Consider the following 17128-nt stretch of genomic DNA (forward strand, 5'->3'; position numbering starts at 1 on the left):
ATCAATTATCCAAGAAGCTCCGCAGTTTCCGGCTCCGCGACGGATGCTTCAGTTTGCGCAGCGCCTTCGCCTCGATCTGGCGGATGCGCTCGCGCGTCACCGAGAACTGCTGGCCGACTTCTTCGAGCGTGTGGTCGGTGTTCATGCCGATGCCAAAGCGCATGCGCAGCACGCGTTCCTCGCGCGGCGTCAGCGAGGAGAGGACGCGCGTCGTCGTCTCGCGCAGATTCGACTGGATCGCCGCCTCGATCGGCAGCACCGCGTTCTTATCCTCGATGAAATCCCCAAGATGCGAATCCTCCTCGTCGCCGATCGGCGTTTCGAGCGAGATCGGCTCCTTGGCGATTTTCAAAACTTTGCGCACTTTCTCGAGCGGCATGGCGAGCTTTTCGGAAAGTTCCTCGGGCGTCGGCTCGCGTCCGATCTCATGCAGCATCTGGCGCGAGGTCCGCACGATCTTGTTGATCGTCTCGATCATATGCACGGGAATGCGGATGGTGCGCGCCTGGTCGGCGATCGAGCGGGTGATCGCCTGACGAATCCACCATGTCGCATAGGTCGAGAATTTATAGCCGCGGCGATACTCGAATTTATCGACGGCCTTCATCAGGCCAATATTGCCTTCCTGGATGAGGTCGAGGAATTGCAGGCCGCGATTGGTGTATTTCTTGGCGATCGAAATCACGAGACGCAGATTCGCCTCGACCATTTCCTTTTTCGCCTGCCGGGCTTCGCGCTCGCCCTTCTGCACCATATGCACGATCTTGCGGAACTCGGAGATCTCCAGTCCCGTCTCGGTCGCAAGCGCATGAATGTCGCCGCGCAGATCCTTGATGCGATCCTTGTCGGCGGCGACGAACTCCCTCCAGCCCTTGGAGCCGAGCTTGGCGACGCGCATGACCCATTTGGGGTCGAGCTCCGAGCCGTGGAACTTGTCGATGAAGTCTTCGCGCATCACGCCGTGGCTGTCGGCGAGCCGTAGGAGCTTCGTCTCATAGCCGATGAGTCGCTTATTGATGTCGTAGAGCTGCTCAACCAGCGCTTCGATGCGGTTCTGGTTCAGCGACAGCGATTTGACGTCGGCGACGATTTCCTTCTTGAGCGTCTTATATTTGCGCTCCTGCGCGGGCGTCAGGGTCTCGTTCTTGAGCTTGTTCTCGACGTTCTGGTCCTGGAGCCGGCGCAGCTTCTTATAGGCGTCGGCGATGCGCGCGAAGGTTTCGAGGACTTTCGGCTTCAGTTCCAATTCCATCGCCGAGAGCGACACGGAATTTTCCATGTCGTCTTCTTCCTCGAAAGATTCTTCGGGGGGCGCGACGTCCTCCTGCAGACCGGCGGGCGGGGTGCGCGGCGCGGTCGCGGGCGCTAGGTCGGCGGCGGGCGCCGGCTCAGCGGTCTTCGTCGCCTTGCCTTCGGGGCCGGCGTAGGTCGCCTCAAGATCGATGATGTCGCGCAGCAGGACTTTGCCCGCCTCCAATTCCTCGCGCCAAATGATGATGGCCTGGAAGGTCAGCGGGCTCTCGCAGAGCCCGGCGATCATCGCCTCGCGTCCGGCCTCGATGCGCTTGGCGATGGCGATTTCGCCTTCGCGCGACAGAAGTTCGACCGAGCCCATCTCGCGCAGATACATGCGCACGGGGTCGTCGGTGCGATCGGCGGGCTCCGACGTGCGCGTCGCCACGGCGGTCGCGCGCGGGGTCTCGACGAGTTCGCCGCCTTCCGGTTCTTCTTCCTCGGGGCTTTGTTCTTCGGCCTCGACGTCGTCCGGGTCGTCGCCCTCAGAGACGGTGATGCCCATTTCCGAGAGCATCGCGTAGACGTCCTCGATCTGATCCGACGACACTTCCTCGGACGGCAGCACCGCGTTCAGCTCGGCATAGGTGACGAAGCCGCGTTTTTTCGCGAGCTTGATCATCCGCTTGACGGCGGCATCGTTGAGATCGAGAAGCGGTCCGTCGGAAGCCTCCGTGGCCGCTACGGTTTCGTTCTCGACCTTAGTTTCGTCTTTCTTCGCCATCCACAAGCTCCAAACGCCTCGCCCCGGATCGGCTTTCCCCGAACCAGGCAAGGCGCAAGTTTTCTAAAATAAGCCAGAGAGGCCGGCCCTCTCTAAGCCAAGGCGCGGCGAGCGGACCAAAAAAGCCCGACCGACCACGAAAAAACCTTTGCGCCGCCCCCTAGCGGCGCGTCTTCCATCCCCTCTTCGCCACGGCGCCAACCCATGCGAATTCACAAATTGCGCGATGGCCGGCCGGAAAGTGACCCATACCCTTCCACCGCTGCTTCCGCGCCCTCAAGCGCCGACAACTGGGTCTGAATATCCTTCAGCCGCGCATGATCCCGCTCGTTGGGGTTGTCGGCGAGCAGCGCTTGCACCGCGCGCAACTCTCTATTTAACGCCAATGATCTGCGATGCAAGGCGAAAGCCTGTCGCAGGCTCTCGCCGGCGTCCGCCGCCGCAGCCTCGGGGCGCACGCTCCACAGAGTCGAATGGGCGGCCATCGCCTCGAGCCGGGCGACGGTCCGCGAAAGACCAAGCGACGCCAAAAAAAGGTGAAGCTCAGCTTTGTCGGCCGCGCCGCTTTCGGCGAACCGCAGGAGCGCATCACGCAAGCCGCGCGCGTCGGCGGACTCAAGATCAAGCGTCGCCAGATCCTCCGCGCGAGAGTGGATGAGATCCGGATGGTTGATCAGGATCAACAGGATAAGCGCCTCGCGCGGCGCAATCGCGGACTTGACGCCGCGAAACAGCGGCGAATTCGCCAGGCCTGGACCAATGGTCAAGGCGCCCTCGTCGGAAGCGCGCCGGCGACCGCTCGCCCCTCGCCGCGGGACGTCCGGGCGTCGAAACTGGCCGCGCCGATTTCGGCCGAAGAGGCGCTCCAGCCGCTGCGCCAGCTCCTGGAGGTAATGACGTCGCAGGTCGTCATCGCCGATCTGACCGACAATCTCGCGCAGCCGCCGCTCGAGCGCGGCGCGGCGCTCGGGCGTATCCAGCGTCGCCGATTCGGTCTCGCGCATCCACAGGAGATCGACGAGCGGCAGGGGGTGGTTCAAAGCGTCCGCGAGCGCCTCGGCCCCGCTTGAGCGCAGCAGCTCGTCAGGGTCCTGGCCGTCCGGCAGAAGGACGAATCGCAGCGAGCGCCCGGGGCCAATCAGCGGCAGCGCCGTATCCACGGCCCGAAAGGCCGCTTTCAATCCCGCCTTGTCGCCGTCGAAGCAGAGGATCGGCTCCTCCGCCAGGCGCCAGAGCAGGGCGCATTGCTCCGGCGTCAGCGCCGTGCCCAAGGGGGCGACCGCGTTGGGGAAGCCCGCGGCGGCCAGCGCGATGACGTCGACATAGCCCTCGACGGCGATCACCGCGCCGGCCTCATGCGCCGTCTTGCGGGCGTTATGCAGATTGTAGAGCGTTGCGCCCTTGTGAAAGAGCGGCGTCTCGGGGGAGTTGAGATATTTCGCCTGGGCGTCCGCCTCCAGTGCGCGTCCGCCAAAGGCGATGACCCGTCCGGCGCGGTCGCAGATCGGAAACATCACCCGATTGCGGAAGCGATCGTAGGGGACGGCGATATCTTCGCCATGAACGAGCAGGCCCGCCTCGATCATCGTTTCGACGCTTGCGCCCTTGTCGGCGAGGTGATCGCGCAGCGCATGGCGCTCGGGCGGCGCAAAGCCCAAGCGGAATTTTTCGCGCGCGGCCAGGGAAATCTGTCTGCGGTCGAGATAGGCGCGCGCCTCGCGCCCTGCGGCGCCGGCGAGTTGCTTTTCGAAAAAGACCGCCGCCGCCTCCAGCGCCTCGCCAAGCGTCGCGCGCCGTCGATCCTGTTCCTGCTGCTCTTTTGTCTCGACGGGCAGGGGGAGCCCCGCGAGGGCCGCCAGTCTTTCCACCGCCTCGGGGAACGAGAGCCCCTCCGTCTCCATGACGAAATCGAAGATGTTGCCGTTTTTGCCCGCAGAGAAGTCGAACCAGCGCATCTTCTGGTCGTTGACGTAAAAGGAGGGGGTCTTTTCGGCGTTGAAGGGCGACAGGCCGCGCCACTCCCTGCCTTCCTTCCTGAGCTTGACCTTCTGGCGCACGACGTCGGAGACGGGCAGGCGCGCCCGTATCTCATCGAGGAAGGAAGGGGAAAAGCGCATCGGCTCTCCCTAGCACTCCTTTGCGGCGGGGCGCGAATTCACCAGGATCATTCGGTTCGCCCGCCCGACTCACGGCCAGATAGCGGAGGATAACGTTGAGACAGAAAATGACCGAAGCGGAAATTGACGCCGCCGTCGCCGCCGATCCCGATTGGGCGGAGTTGAGGCCGTCGACTGGAGCCAGGCGGAAGTCGTCGTGCCTCCTAGAAAACAGGCGATCTCGATCCGACTCGATCAAGACCTGATCGATTATTTCAAGGCGCAAGGCCCGGGCTATCAGCGGCGCATCAACGCCGTCCTGCGCAGCTATGTGAAGCAGCGCAAGGCGGGTTGAGCGCGGCTAGTCCGGCACGACTCGCAAAGGAGCAGAGAAATCAGGCAGCGCATCGAAGTTCAGCGGCCCGCTGAACGTCAGACGCACGGCTGTGGGCTCTAGCGGCTTGAAATGCCGGTCCATCACCCCGACGCCGCAGACCGCGCCCGGCGCGACGCCATTGACGCATGCGGAATACAGCGGATCGGTCGGCAGCAGCGAGCCATAGCCATAGGTGATTTGATCCGACCGTGAATTGAACACGTTGAACGCGTCGACCTGCAGCCGCCAGCCGTCCGCCCAGCGATAGCCGAGCCGCGCGCTCAAGGTGCCTGTCACAGGAGACTGGAGATAGCCGTCTTCGGTCAGCGGGCGAGAGCCGATATAGCGATATTTCAGCGCGCCGAACCAACCTGTCGCTTCGCCGATTTCAAGGCCGCCCATTGCTGTAATGCCGACGGAATTTTGCAGGTAATTGCCCGGCGCGTTTCCTAGGAACGTTCCATAGGGCAGAGCCTCAGGCGTGAGCAGATCGAGCCAGCCGAACGCCTGCAGCTGATCCACGCCGCGATAGCGCGCATGCACCAGCGCCACGTCGCCGTCAAAACTGATCCACGAGACCGGCCGATAATGATTGGCGAATTCGATGCCGTAACGGCGGCTCGGTCGGCCGAAAACCGTGGTGCCGCTGTCGCCCTCGAACTGGTTCTCGGAATCGAGATTGAGCCAGAAGAAGCTCATGCTCGAATCAAGTCCTTCGATATATTTGGTGCGCCAGCCAATCTCCGCGCCGCGTGACTTCACCAGAAGTGGAATGGAGGAGACTCCAAGAAAGCCGTCGGTGTCGGAAAGTTCGGAAGCCGAGAAGCTCTGCACGGCGCCGCGCGCGTCGGTGGAATGGAAACCTTCGCCATAGTTGAAATAGAGTTCCGTCTTTTGGAAAGGCCCAACGATGATCGAGGCCTTGGGGCTGAACAGCGACGCGTCCTTCGAGTTGCTGTTGAACGGCCCCGTCCAGAGGAAGGCCGGCAGCCCCTCGCTGGTCGCGATCACCGGGGCGCCAAGAAGGCTCTGCAGCGAATTGACGTTGGCGTTGTAATAGTCGAAGCGGCCGCCCGTCACCGTGCGCAGCCATGGCGACCACTGCACCGTCGTGTCCGTCCACACGCTGACGCTGCCTTCGCCGACCGCATCGTTGCGCACCGTGTCATAGGGCGTGCGACGAAAACTGTCTTGCAGGCCGAGTCGAATGTCGTCGTAACGGCTTTGCAGGCCGACGCGGGTCTGGACTGGAAGACCAAAACTGTCCCACTTGATCGCATGCTCGGCGTTGACGCCGACCATGGTCCGCCGATCGAATTGGCGGAACTGGTCGCCAAGGTTTTGATTGGCGAGGTAGTAGGTGAAGTTGTTGTAGAGATCGAGCGTCGAATGCATGACATAGAGTTCGACGCGAGAGGCGTGATTGCCCTCAGTCTGGCTCCAGCGGCCAGAGAGCGAGAAGCGGGTGGTGTCGCCGCCGTCAGTTGGGTCCAGCGTCCCCCAGAGCGACTTCAACCCGCTATAGACCGCTCGCTCCGGAATCTGGTCAGTTGAATACCATTTGTTGGCGTAGCCCATAAACGTGACGGCGGCGCCATCGAGCTGCGTTCCCCGCGCCCAGCGCAGGACGCTGTTGATCCGGTGCAGATTGTCGCCGCGCTCCCAGGGTCCGTTGTAATATTGCGCCTCGACGGCTCCGTAGGCGGAGCCTCCGGCGAAATCCTTATAAGGCACGACGGCCAGCGCCCGCGCGTAGGCGAAGCTTCCGCCGGTGACCTGGTAAAAGCCTTTGTCGATTTTGTCCTTATACTGCATGTAAATCGAGCCGGCCGAGGAGAAGTCCCCGTCCTGCGCGTCGTAGGGCCCTTTGCGCGCCAGCACATAGGCGAGAAGTTCAGGAATAAGGAAATTGGCGTCCGCGTATCCCTGGCCATGACCATGGGTGCGCATATTGAGCGGCATGCCGTCGAGATAGAGCGCGAGGTCGGTGCCGTGATCGAGGTTGAAGCCGCGCAGGAAATATTGATTGGCCTTGCCGTCGCCGCTGTGCTGCGTGACGATGAGACCGGGCACAATTTCGAGCGCCTCGCCGGGCTGCTTGAAGGGCAGCGCGTTCACCTCCTTGCCGGTGAAGAATTTCTCGCTCGACGAGGTGATTGGCGGCGGTTGTGGTCCCGACGGCTCAGCTGGGGGGCGACTGACGGCGGGGGCGACCGGCGACGGACGCGTCGAACTGACGATGCGCGTTCCCGATGGCGTGTGCACATGCGGAACGGTCACGGTGCGCCGCTGCCCGCCGACGTCGATTTTCGGCAGGGAAATCGTATGCGCGAAAGCTTCCGCGTCCAGAAGAACGAGGCCGACGACGACGGAGGAGACGGAGGTCGCGAGACGGCGGCGGCTCATTTCGTGGGTTCCCGTGCATGCGCGTTATTGTGATTTTTTTTGAAAATTGTCTTACGCGATGCGTTGGGTCAATTGGCTCAATGCAATTTGCCGAAAGCGTTGCCGATTTGCCACAGACGACGCGCTCTAGCTGGAATGGTGCGGGTGGCGGCCGGTCGTGTGACGATCGACGTGGGGCGTTTCGCCTTGCTCGAGATCCGCCGGCAAGACAACGAGCTGCCCGTATCGAACGCCGCGCTCGCCGATCACATGGCCGGCGAAGTGCTCGACATCCGTCTTCTGGCCCTTAAGCAGCGACACTTCGAGACAGGTCGCTTCATCGATGTGCACGTGCAGCGTCGCGATCGACATATCGGCGTGAGAGTGATGGTCATGCATCAGTTTTTTCGACAGCTGTCGCGTCTCATGGTCGTAGACGTAAACGAGCGCCGCCATGCAGGGGCGGGCGCTGTCATCGGCTTCGGGTGTTTTCAGCAGCCCGGCGCGGACGAGATCGCGAACCGCTTCGGAGCGATTTCGATGGCCGCCTGCCTCCATATACTGATCGAGCGCGCTCATCAGTTCTTCGTCGATCGTTATCGTTACGCGCTGCATATGACGGCTCCGGCTGTTCGCGCCTCGCCAAGCGTTCAACCCAGCAAAAAGTCGGGCAAGCGCGACCACTATTTCTTACGCTAAGGCGCATCGGCCGCCAATGGCCGTCGCGGTTTGAAGTCGGCCGTTAGCTAAAGCGCCGACGCCTTGGGGTTCTGCGGCTAACTTGTTTCTCTAGGGCGTGACCTCGCATGCGTTTCGCCACCGTTTATGGCTCCTGCAATTTCCTGGCGTCATGCGCGCGCGACGCGTTCCCAAAGAGTCTCTACGCAGATTGCTTGCGATCATATTCCGGCGAGCCGGTCCGTGACGTTAACCATGTGATCTGAAGATACGCGTGGAGGCTTTGGCGGGCGCATGCTTAGCTGGCTTCACTCCATCGATTATCGTCGAGACATTCGGGCTCGCCATTTACCGGATGAGTATTGACCAGCGCGCGATGGACGCTATTGTCTGCACCGGTGTGGTTTTGATATTTTTTGGGAGGAGTCTATGGCGCGCTCATCGGACAACCCACAGAACAAACGTCGGGGCAAGAAAGCTCTGGGCGTGATGGGTGTATCTTTGTCGCTCGCGGGCGCTGCCTGCGTCGACAGTTCTCCTGCTGACGCTTCGACGGCTCCGACGACAAGCCGGACGCGCACGATCGACCTCCGCGAACAGGAAGTGTTCGACGTGGGGCTGAATTCGTTCCGCCTTTTCGATCGCGAAGAAGCGCCGGCGGTGAAGACCGAGCAGGTTGCGTGGTGGGTCGGATGCCGCGGCTGCAGGGGCTGTGGCTGTCGCGGCTGCAGGGGCTGCGGCTGTCGCGGCTGTGGCTGCCGCGGTTGCTGGTAACGCACCGCTGCACATTTGACGGCTGAGCGGACGCTCCGCTCGGCCGCAAGCGCTTCGGGTCGATGCCTTGGGGCGAGGTGAAGCGCAGCCACGTCGTGTGGAACGCATCTCTGTGTTCCGGGCGCGCCTGTGTTCGTCTCCCTGATCCTGTAATCGAGCGATCTCGTCGCGCTGGGCGCCTCGAGACGGGGAGCGCGCGACAGCCAAATGACAATTGACGTATCTAAACCGCTTGCGCCGAAGCCGGTTTCACAAGAGCGGTTAGGCGACGCCCTACGATTCGCGCCAAATTTTTCTGTCTATGTCCTGCCGCCTGACGCTGTCTGCCTTTATTCGGAGGACAGAAAGTTTTTCCTTCGAGGCGCACTCTATTGCGCGTTGGCGGAGAGGATCGGCGCAGGCGAGGACACCCACGCCATACGTCAGGCGCTGTCCGCACAGTTTCCCGTCGACTCAATAGACGAGGCGTTCAAGCGACTATTCGATCGCCGCTTCGTCGTCCCGGCGGGCGCATCCGATGGCGTCGCGGCGGCCTATTGGGCGAGTCTCGGCTTGCAGCCGGAAGTCGCCGCGAAAAATCTGCAGAAGGTTTCGGTTCAGATCGAAGCCATCGGGATCGGCGGCGCGCGGGAGCTGGAGAAGGCGCTGGACGTTTTCGGCGTTAAGGTCGTGAAGCGCGGGGGCGATCTGACCATCGCCTTGGTCGGCGATTATCTTGAAGGTCATCTCGCGGAGTTCAACCGCCGGCGGCTCGAGGCGAAGCAGGATTGGCTGTTGGTGCAGCCTTCCGGCGTTTTCCCGCTGGTCGGCCCGATTTTCAGCCCTGGCAAGAGCGCCTGCTGGAGATGCCTCGCCGATCGCATGAACTGGAATCGACAGGTCAAAGCGTTCCTCGGCCGCAAGGAGGCGCGCTGCGTCGCTGTTTCGCCGCTTGGCGCCAATCCGCTCGGCCTGAGCGGCGCTGGCATCGCCGCCGCGGAGATCGCCAAGGCGATCGCCAGCGGCTTCCGCACCGATCTGCACGAGCACATCGTGAGCCTGGACCTGATGGGCTCGACGGTGGCACGTCACTATGTGCCGGCCCGGCCGCAATGCCCAAGCTGCGGCGACCCCGAGCTGCGCGATCCCGCGCGAACGCCCACGCCCATCCCGCTGCATGCCGGCAGCGCGAGCGTCGTGACGAGCGGGGGCTACAGATCGGTCGCGCCGGGCGACACGCTTGCGCGCAATCGCAAGCATGTGAGCCCGCTGACCGGCGTCGTATCGCATCTCGATCGGATCAAGAGCCAACAGCCGCTCGACGCGAGCTTCATCGCCAGACATAATTTTTCACCGCGCCCCGAAACCGTCGACGCCCTTCAGGCCGGGCTGAGCGGAGACAGCTATGGCAAGGGCAGCGTCGCCGAACAGGGCGAAGCCAGCGCGCTGATGGAGGCGATCGAGCGCTACTGCGGGATTTTCCAGGGTGACGAGATCAGGACCGTCCGACGATTTGCCGATTTCCCGGCCGGCGAGGCGATCCTGCCCAACGACATCCTGCTCTATAGCGACGCGCAATATGAGCAGGGCGCGAAAAGCGGCGGCTGCGGCGAGGGCGCACAGCGCTTCGATCCCGCCGCAGAGACGGAATGGTCGCCCGTGTGGTCGCTGCGCGACGAATGTTTCAAATACGTTCCCACCGGCCTTCTGTATTTCTTCCACGAGTCCGGCTGCGCCAATCAGATCAGCGCAGATTCGAACGGTTGCGCGGCGGGCAATACGATCGAGGAAGCCATTATTCAGGGTTTCCTCGAACTCGTTGAGCGGGACGCCTATGCGATCTGGTGGTACAACCGTCTGCGTCGTCCGGAGATCGATCTCGACAAGCTCGGCGACAGCTATGTGCGCGACCTCCGCGCCGTCTTCGCGAGGATGGGCCGCGACGTCTGGGCGCTGGACATAACGAGCGATCTTGGCATTCCCGTCGTCGTCGCCGTCGCCCATTGGACTGAGAACGGACGGGAATATATCGAAGTCGCAGCGGGCGCGCATTTCGATCCAAGGATCGCGACGCTGCGCGCCATGACCGAGCTCAACCAGTTTCTCGCCATCGACAGCCTCGGCGGCCGTCCCGAACTCGGGCCCGACGACGATTATGGGGGCGACCCTCTGCCGCTGCGCAAGCACGCCTATATGCGGCCGCAGGGCAAGGCGTCCTTCGGGCGGTCGCGGTTCAAGAATTTCGCCCAACTCGACGGCCGCGACCAGGTGCTGGCCTGCGTTAAGCTCGCCGCGCGGGCTGGGCACGATTTCCTCGTCCTCGATCAGACGCGCCCTGACATTGACGTGCCGGTGGTCCGGGTGATCGTTCCGGGACTGCGGCATTTCTATCGCCGCTTCGGCCCTGGACGTCTCTACGACGTGCCCATCGCGCTGGGTCTGCGCAAGCGGCCGGTGCGCGAAGCCGACGTCAATCCCTTGTTCCCCCGCACCTAACTTGCCTAGCGATACGTCCCAACCGCCCCCGCCGCCGGCACGGCTCTTCGCGCGACTCAATCCTGGCGTCGCGCTCGAGCGTAACGCCGCGGGCGGGCTCACGGCCCTTTTCGATGGTCGGAACGTGGAGTTCGGAAAGTTTGGCGCCGATGTCACAGAGCGCGCCGCCGACTTCGACACGGGTGTGGCGTTCGATGGCGAGCCGGACGACGAGATGAGCGAACTCGTCCGAAGACTGGCGCTTTACGGACTCGTGGAATATCGCCTGGCCCGCGCGCCGAACGGTCCCGATCTCATCGTTATCGAACCGCAGATGCGCGATTATGCGCCACGGATGATCGAACTCGACGAGGATCGCGCTCTGGCGCTGTCGCGCTTCGCCTATATTCGGCGGCGCGGCGCCGACATGGTGCTCGAGTCGCCGCGCGCCATGGCGCTCTTCCGACTGTGCGATCCTAGCGTTGCAGCAATGATCGCGCATCTGTCGGAGGCGCGCACGGTGAGAGAGCTTTGCGCCTTGGCCGACTTTGCGGGAACCGAGCTGCTGGCGCTGCTCCTCGATAGCCAGATTCTGTTCACGCCCGGTCCGGGCGCCGACAAAGCGCTTCGTGCGGCCGAAGGCGACGATCTCATCTTATGGGATTTCCACGATCTGCTGTTCCACAGCCGCAGCACGAACGGGCGTCACGCCAATCCTTCTGGCGGGATCTATGCCCACGCGCATCTCGCAACGCTGCCGCCCGCGGTACGGCCGAGCTGGCCTGGGCCGGCGATCGACCTGAAGACGCTTGAGACCACGCCGCCTTCGGCCTTTGCGACACTGTTGCGGCGCAGACGCTCGATTCGCGTCTTCGATGAGCAGCGCCCGATCACGCTGACGGAGGTGGCGCGGCTCCTCGACGGCGCCGCACGAATCATATCGCGAGAGCGAAAGACTGACGAAGACGAAGATGAGTCCGAGGTCGCCCCTCGCCCCTATCCGTCGGGCGGCGCGAGCTACGAATTGGAGCTCTATCTCGCCGTCGACAGATGTGAGGGTCTGGCGCGCGGCTTCTATCATTACGACGCCAACCAGCACGCTCTTGTTTTGATCGAGACGAACGCGCATTGGCTCACGGCCATGCTGGAGGACGCGCAATTCGCCATGGGCGCGCCGGCAGGCCCGCAAATCCTGATTACAATGTCGGCGCGTTTTAGCCGCGTGTCCTGGAAGTACAGCGGCTTCGCCTATGCGCTCGTTCTGAAACACGTCGGCGTGCTGATGCAGACGCTCTATCTGATGGCCACGGAGATGGAGATCGGCGCCTGCGCGGTCGGCGTCGGAGATATCGACCTCTTTGCGAAGATGACGGGCCTCGCGTTTCACGTTGAAGGGTCGGTCGGCCAAGTCGCGATCGGACGCGGCGTTCAAAGCGATTCAACGCCGCTCGCCGATTGACCGCGCGTCGCCAGCGCGACTGACAGATCGGGCGGTCAGGAATCGTCCAATGACTGGCGTCGAGGGCGCCTTCAGGTCGTCTCCATAACTCCAAGAACCGCGCCGACCTTCTGCGCCAACTGCTCGATCGAGAATGGCTTTGGCAGGAAATTTACGCCGCGGTCGAGCACGCCATTATGGATCACAGCGTTCCGCGAGAAGCCCGTTGTAAACACCACCTTCAGATCGGGGCGACGGCGCAGCGCCTCTTCCGCGAGCGCGCGACCGTTCATGTCCGGCATGACAATGTCGGTGAACAGCAGATCGATATCAGGATTGGCGTTTATAAGCGCAAGCGCCTCGACGGCGCTCCCCGCGGCGAGCACGCTGTACCCCAAATCTTGGAACATTGCGACCGCGATGCTCCGCATCCGATCCTCGTCTTCGACGACGAGGATGAGCGTCTCGGGTGAACCTCGGAAAGCCATCCCGGCGGCGCTCGGCTCACGCCTTGGACCGGCGACTTCTCCCTCGCCAACGAAGCGTGGCAGATAGATCTTGACCGTCGTGCCCTGGCCAATCTCCGAATAGATTTTGATGTGTCCGCCCGATTGCTTGACGAAACCGAACACTTGACTGAGGCCGAGCCCCGTTCCCTTGCCAGGGCCTTTGGTGGTGAAGAACGGCTCAAAGGCTTGGGCGATGATCTCCGGCGGCATGCCGGTTCCGGAATCGCTGACGGCGACTAATACGTATTGACCCTCCTTCACTTCGGCGTGTTCCCGCGCGTAATTGTCGTCGATGTAAGCGTTCGAGGTCTCGATCGTCACCTTGCCTTCGTCGTTCATCGCATCGCGGGCGTTGACCGCCAGATTCAATATCGCGCTCTCGAGTTGGTTGGGGTCGACGTGGATCCGCCAGACCCCGCTCGCGAGAACCGTCTCGACACTGATGGATTCGCCAAGGGTGCGCCGGATCATCTCCGCCATGCCGCCCACCAACTTATTGGCGTCCACGGTTTGGGGCGTGAGCGGCTGCTGACGCGAAAAGGCGAGGAGGCGATGAGTCAAAGCTGCTGCGCGATCGACGCATTCCATGGCCTTGTCGATCAAGCTATCCTTGTCGATCTCGCCGCGCGCCATCTTGCGCTTCAGGAGGTTGAGGCAACCGACGATGACCGCAAGCATATTATTGAAGTCATGCGCCAAGCCGCCCGTAAGCTGCCCGACCGCCTGCATTTTCTGCGCTTGCCTGAGTTGGCTTTCCACGCGCTCCCGCCGCTCGCTTTGCTCGGCGGCCTGCTTGAGCGCAATTCGAAGCGCGACATTGGCCGTCTGAAGTTCGGCGACCTGCCTCTGTCGGTCTTTGAGGGTCGCCCAACCCAGGAGAGCCGCTGACAGGAGAGCGCCTGCAACGCCAATTTGCGTCGACGTCACCGTCCAACGCATTTCGGCGTTTCTCGTCGTCAAAAGGCGTTCTTCATCGGCGAGCATTTCGGCGATGATGCCGCGCGCCTCATCCATGAGACGTTTTCCGACTTTAAGACGATCGGCCAATGTCGCGTCCGGCATGGCGCCGCGTTCTTGGATGCGTTTTTGCAATGCAGCCAGTCGGTCTGCGACGACGGAACGCAGACGTTTCAATCGTTGCATTTGCACTTCGTTGTCGAGGATAGTCCGCTCCAAGGCGCCCAAACGCTCGCCGATGGTTCGATCGGCGTTACGGAAGGGCTCCAAAAAAATTTCGTCGCCCGTCAGCAAGAACCCCCGCTGGCCGGTTTCCGCATCCTGAAGGGTGGAGAGGGTTTGCAGAAGCGCCGTGCGCACATAGAGCGTGTGCTCGACCCATGTTTGCGCCGCGACCTGTCTTTGAAGCGAAATAGCGGCGCCGCCGATCGCCGCAATCAGACATCCGAAGATGGCCCATGACACGGCCCTTTTCGGAAGCGTAACCGTTACTGTCATTTTCCAGGACCTCGCCAAACAGGCGACGCCATTAATTTACATAAGAACAGTCCTTGTCAAAATGCTCAACCCGGCCCGCGCGCCGTCCTTCCGTATTAGGCGTAATCGTTATGCTTGAAAAAAGGGGGACTGGCTTATCTCGGCCCCGAAACCGTGCGCTCTTCAATTCAAGTCTGAGCCGCTTCAACATTATGATTGGGAATGGTGTGGCTCGTCTTGTCCCAACTCAGCGGTTCCCCACGCGCTTTATGGCGCCAAACGAAAATATAGAGCGCGCGCAACCCCGCGGAGAAATTAATGAGGTTCGAGAAAACGACCCTCGGCGCCGCCATCAACCCTTGGCCGAACCCGTAGATCGATCTCGTAAAGATCATCCGCTGAACGAGCCGGTTGATGAGCAACAGGATATTCACGAAGAACACGACCCGCAGTGTAGGGTCGAGCATTGCATAGCCGGCGATACGCCATTCTTCGCTCAAAGTTCCAAGGACAAGGATCGCGACAGCGTTGAAAGCCAGGAAATAAGCCACGACCGCGATGATGCCGGACAGGATGCCCTTGCGATCGCGTAGAAAAAAGATTTTCTCGGTCAGCGTATTTCCCCAGCCGAGCTTTGAGGCTCCCTGGAACCCGATTCCCAGAAGCCAGCGTGCGCGCTGGCGGTAGGCGGCTCGGTAGTCGCTCGGAAAATTTTCTCTCGTCGCGATCGCAAGCGGCTCCGCGATCCGTTGCACCTGATCGGCGCCCCGCGGAATATCGAGCGTATAGGGGGCCTCATTGAGAGCGAACGCGGCTTTCAGGCCAAGCGACTTCATGGCGAAGGCGACGTCGTAGTCCTCCGTCAAAGCGATGGGGTCGAACACCTCGCCCCGACGCCAGGACTTCAGAGCTTCGATCGCTCTCCGGCTAAAGCAGGCCGCCACGCCGGCGCACGGAACTATGCCTGTAAGACGCTGCCGGACAAACAGATCCTTATTATGAAACTCCGCGAACTCATCCATATAGGTGCCCGCCGTCATTTGAAGGAGCGTGCGCCGAAAGGAGTATACGGGGATCTGAATGAAATCGAAGGTGGCGATCAGCGCGCTGAACAACGGAAATTCCAGCGGATGGATGACATCCTCACTGTCGTGGAGCACAAAGCCTTCAAACTTTATGTTTGCGGTTTTCTCATATTCGCCGATTTCCGCGATGATCGCATTGAGGCAATCGGCTTTCGTCGTCGGCCCGTTATGCGGACCAATCACGAGACGAATATTCTCTGGGCGTTCCGCCGCCGCCCTGAGCACTTCCCGCTGAGTCGCCGCATCATTCGGATAGGCGCCGACAAAGAAAACCGTCGTCGCGGAATGGACGGCGTTGGTCTTCAACATTTCGTAAATGACAGCCTCTTCGCGCCAGGCCGGCACCATGACCGCGAGGGGGCGTTGCGGCTGTTCAAGCAGCGCCTGTTCAGAAAGCTGAGATCGTTCGGCGCGAATCGTTCCTGAAAATCTCATAACCCAGTAGATAATGTCCACGAACACATCGTCGAGGCTATAAAGAATAATCGCGACGCCAAAAACAAAGAACAGTCCCACCAGCGCGTCGACATAAGCGACCGTGGCGTCCGTCAGGTCAAACATCCGTCGTCCCTCAGCTCGTCAGCCTCGCGTGTTCGGCAGATCGAGCGCGCGTCGGACCTTCTTGTTTGTGCGCCATGCCGCGTTGTGGGCGGCATGGCGAAGCGCTGAAGCGGCCTAGGCCGCCGACAATGCTGGAACTGAGCGCACAAGTCGCGCACGCATCGCGGCGACGATCCGCTTTGCCGCCTGGCCATCGCCATAAGGGAAAACCGGAACAGACATGCGTGCGTATAGATCCGGATCGTCGCACAGCTGAGAGATCGCGCTCGACACCGCGGCGGGGTTTGTGCCGACCACGCGAACCGCTCCGGCGCGAACCGCCTCAGGCCGTTCGGTGGTGTTCCTCAGCACGAGGACGGGTTTTCCCAGCGCGGGCGCTTCCTCCTGGAGGCCGCCGCTGTCCGTGACGACAACCCAGCATCTCTTCAGCGCCGCGACCATGTCGGCGTAGTCGATCGCATCCGTAACCACGATGCGCGGATGGTCGCCGAGAATCCGGCGCGCCGGCTCATGCGCGCGCGGATTGGGATGCGTGACGAAAAACGCCCCGAGGTCGTCATGCTGGTCGACCGCCGCCCTTATGCCCCGTAGCGCGTCTTCAATAGGCGCCCCGAAGCTCTCCCGCCTGTGCGCCGTTGCGAGAATGACTCTCGGCAAATTCGGAAAGTCTTTCGGGGCAGGCAATTGGTGCGCCGCGGTCTGCAGCAAGGCGTCAATGCCCGTATTGCCCGTGACGAGACAGTCGCCAGGAGCGACGCCTTCACGCAGGAGATTGTCGAGCGACGTCGCGGTCGGCGCGAAATGCATCGCCGCAGTCAGTCCGGCGATTCGTCTGTTGAGTTCTTCCGGATAGGGATCGTTGAGTTTTCCCGTTCGGAGCCCCGCCTCAATATGCATGAAGGGCACGTTCTTGTGAAAAGCGGCGAGGGACACGACCGCAACCGACGTCGTGTCGCCCTGCGCGATGACGCAGTCAGGTCGAACTTCGTCGATCACGCGATCTATCTCGGCCATTACCTTGCCAAACAGCTCGTTAAGCGAGCCGTTTCGACGTTCGAGGTTCAGCCGGCGCGAAGGAGCCACGCCAAAATCCTTTAGAGCTCCTTCGACGACATCAGCGTGTTGGCCGGTCGTCACCACATAGGGATAGGCCCAGTCCGAACGCTCGAGTTCGGCGATGACAGGCCCCATCTTAATAGCTTCGGGCCGCGTCCCCACGATGCATAAACAGCAAAGTTTTGATTTACTTGGGCGAAGGTTGATTTTCTTGATGCTCGTCAATCCGTTCATCTTAGCCCTGCTCGCTATTCAGTGTAGCGAG

At 61.8% G+C, this 17128-nt stretch carries 10 protein-coding genes; 3 read left to right on the forward strand and 7 right to left on the reverse strand.

Annotated elements, in window-relative coordinates; all coding sequences use genetic code 11:
* Window position 1 precedes the first annotated feature (1 nt).
* The gene (rpoD, locus tag ACPS74_RS13600; RefSeq protein ID WP_029648124.1) at window positions 2-2017 is read right to left on the reverse strand and encodes an RNA polymerase sigma factor RpoD; all 2016 of its coding nucleotides are present in this window, start codon (window positions 2015-2017) and stop codon (window positions 2-4) included.
* A 212-nt stretch (window positions 2018-2229) separates the two neighbouring features.
* The gene (dnaG, locus tag ACPS74_RS13605) at window positions 2230-4134 is read right to left on the reverse strand and encodes a DNA primase (RefSeq protein ID WP_029648125.1); all 1905 of its coding nucleotides are present in this window, start codon (window positions 4132-4134) and stop codon (window positions 2230-2232) included.
* Window positions 4135-4330: 196 nt separating this feature from the next.
* Between dnaG and ACPS74_RS13610 the strand changes: the two genes are divergently transcribed.
* Window positions 4331-4468 (forward strand): BrnA antitoxin family protein, encoded by a 138-nt coding sequence (locus ACPS74_RS13610; protein ID WP_239754955.1) that lies wholly within the window; start codon window positions 4331-4333, stop codon window positions 4466-4468.
* A 6-nt stretch (window positions 4469-4474) separates the two neighbouring features.
* On the opposite strand, the gene ACPS74_RS13615 is transcribed toward ACPS74_RS13610, so the two are convergent.
* Window positions 4475-6895, reverse strand: coding sequence for a TonB-dependent receptor (locus ACPS74_RS13615; protein WP_029648126.1), 2421 nt, complete (start codon window positions 6893-6895; stop codon window positions 4475-4477).
* Between the two features lie 126 nt (window positions 6896-7021).
* Window positions 7022-7489 (reverse strand): nickel-responsive transcriptional regulator NikR, encoded by a 468-nt coding sequence (gene nikR, locus ACPS74_RS13620; RefSeq protein ID WP_029648127.1) that lies wholly within the window; start codon window positions 7487-7489, stop codon window positions 7022-7024.
* Window positions 7490-8533: 1044 nt separating this feature from the next.
* On the opposite strand from nikR, the gene ACPS74_RS13625 reads away from it, so the two are divergent.
* A complete protein-coding gene (locus tag ACPS74_RS13625) occupies window positions 8534-10801 on the forward strand; it encodes a TOMM precursor leader peptide-binding protein (RefSeq protein ID WP_029648128.1) in 2268 nt (755 codons plus the stop codon).
* Window position 10802: 1 nt separating this feature from the next.
* Complete coding sequence (locus tag ACPS74_RS13630; protein WP_029648129.1) at window positions 10803-12239, forward strand: SagB/ThcOx family dehydrogenase; 1437 nt, start codon at window positions 10803-10805, stop codon at window positions 12237-12239.
* Window positions 12240-12310: 71 nt separating this feature from the next.
* On the opposite strand, the gene ACPS74_RS13635 is transcribed toward ACPS74_RS13630, so the two are convergent.
* The 3 genes from ACPS74_RS13635 to wecB form a co-directional block, all read right to left on the reverse strand.
* Window positions 12311-14182 carry a CHASE3 domain-containing protein gene (locus ACPS74_RS13635; protein ID WP_029648130.1) on the reverse strand — a complete coding sequence of 624 codons (1872 nt, stop codon included), beginning with the start codon at window positions 14180-14182 and terminating at the stop codon, window positions 12311-12313.
* A 167-nt stretch (window positions 14183-14349) separates the two neighbouring features.
* Window positions 14350-15807 carry a glycosyl transferase family protein gene (locus ACPS74_RS13640; protein ID WP_029648131.1) on the reverse strand — a complete coding sequence of 486 codons (1458 nt, stop codon included), beginning with the start codon at window positions 15805-15807 and terminating at the stop codon, window positions 14350-14352.
* Window positions 15808-15921: 114 nt separating this feature from the next.
* A complete protein-coding gene (wecB, locus tag ACPS74_RS13645) occupies window positions 15922-16998 on the reverse strand; it encodes a non-hydrolyzing UDP-N-acetylglucosamine 2-epimerase (protein WP_051381656.1) in 1077 nt (358 codons plus the stop codon).
* Window positions 16999-17128 lie beyond the last annotated feature (130 nt).

This window comes from Methylocystis sp. SB2 (assembly GCF_049817085.1).
GTDB lineage: Bacteria > Pseudomonadota > Alphaproteobacteria > Rhizobiales > Beijerinckiaceae > Methylocystis > Methylocystis rosea.

Coding starts and splice junctions, on each gene's coding strand:
- ACPS74_RS13615 (WP_029648126.1), bottom strand. CDS start 6,895: ATGAGCCGCCGCCGTCTCGCGACCTCCGTCTCCTCCGTCGTCGTCGGC.
- nikR (WP_029648127.1), bottom strand. CDS start 7,489: ATGCAGCGCGTAACGATAACGATCGACGAAGAACTGATGAGCGCGCTC.
- dnaG (WP_029648125.1), bottom strand. CDS start 4,134: ATGCGCTTTTCCCCTTCCTTCCTCGATGAGATACGGGCGCGCCTGCCC.
- ACPS74_RS13640 (WP_029648131.1), bottom strand. CDS start 15,807: ATGTTTGACCTGACGGACGCCACGGTCGCTTATGTCGACGCGCTGGTG.
- ACPS74_RS13635 (WP_029648130.1), bottom strand. CDS start 14,182: ATGACAGTAACGGTTACGCTTCCGAAAAGGGCCGTGTCATGGGCCATC.
- wecB (WP_051381656.1), bottom strand. CDS start 16,998: ATGGGGCCTGTCATCGCCGAACTCGAGCGTTCGGACTGGGCCTATCCC.
- ACPS74_RS13625 (WP_029648128.1), top strand. CDS start 8,534: ATGACAATTGACGTATCTAAACCGCTTGCGCCGAAGCCGGTTTCACAA.
- rpoD (WP_029648124.1), bottom strand. CDS start 2,017: ATGGCGAAGAAAGACGAAACTAAGGTCGAGAACGAAACCGTAGCGGCC.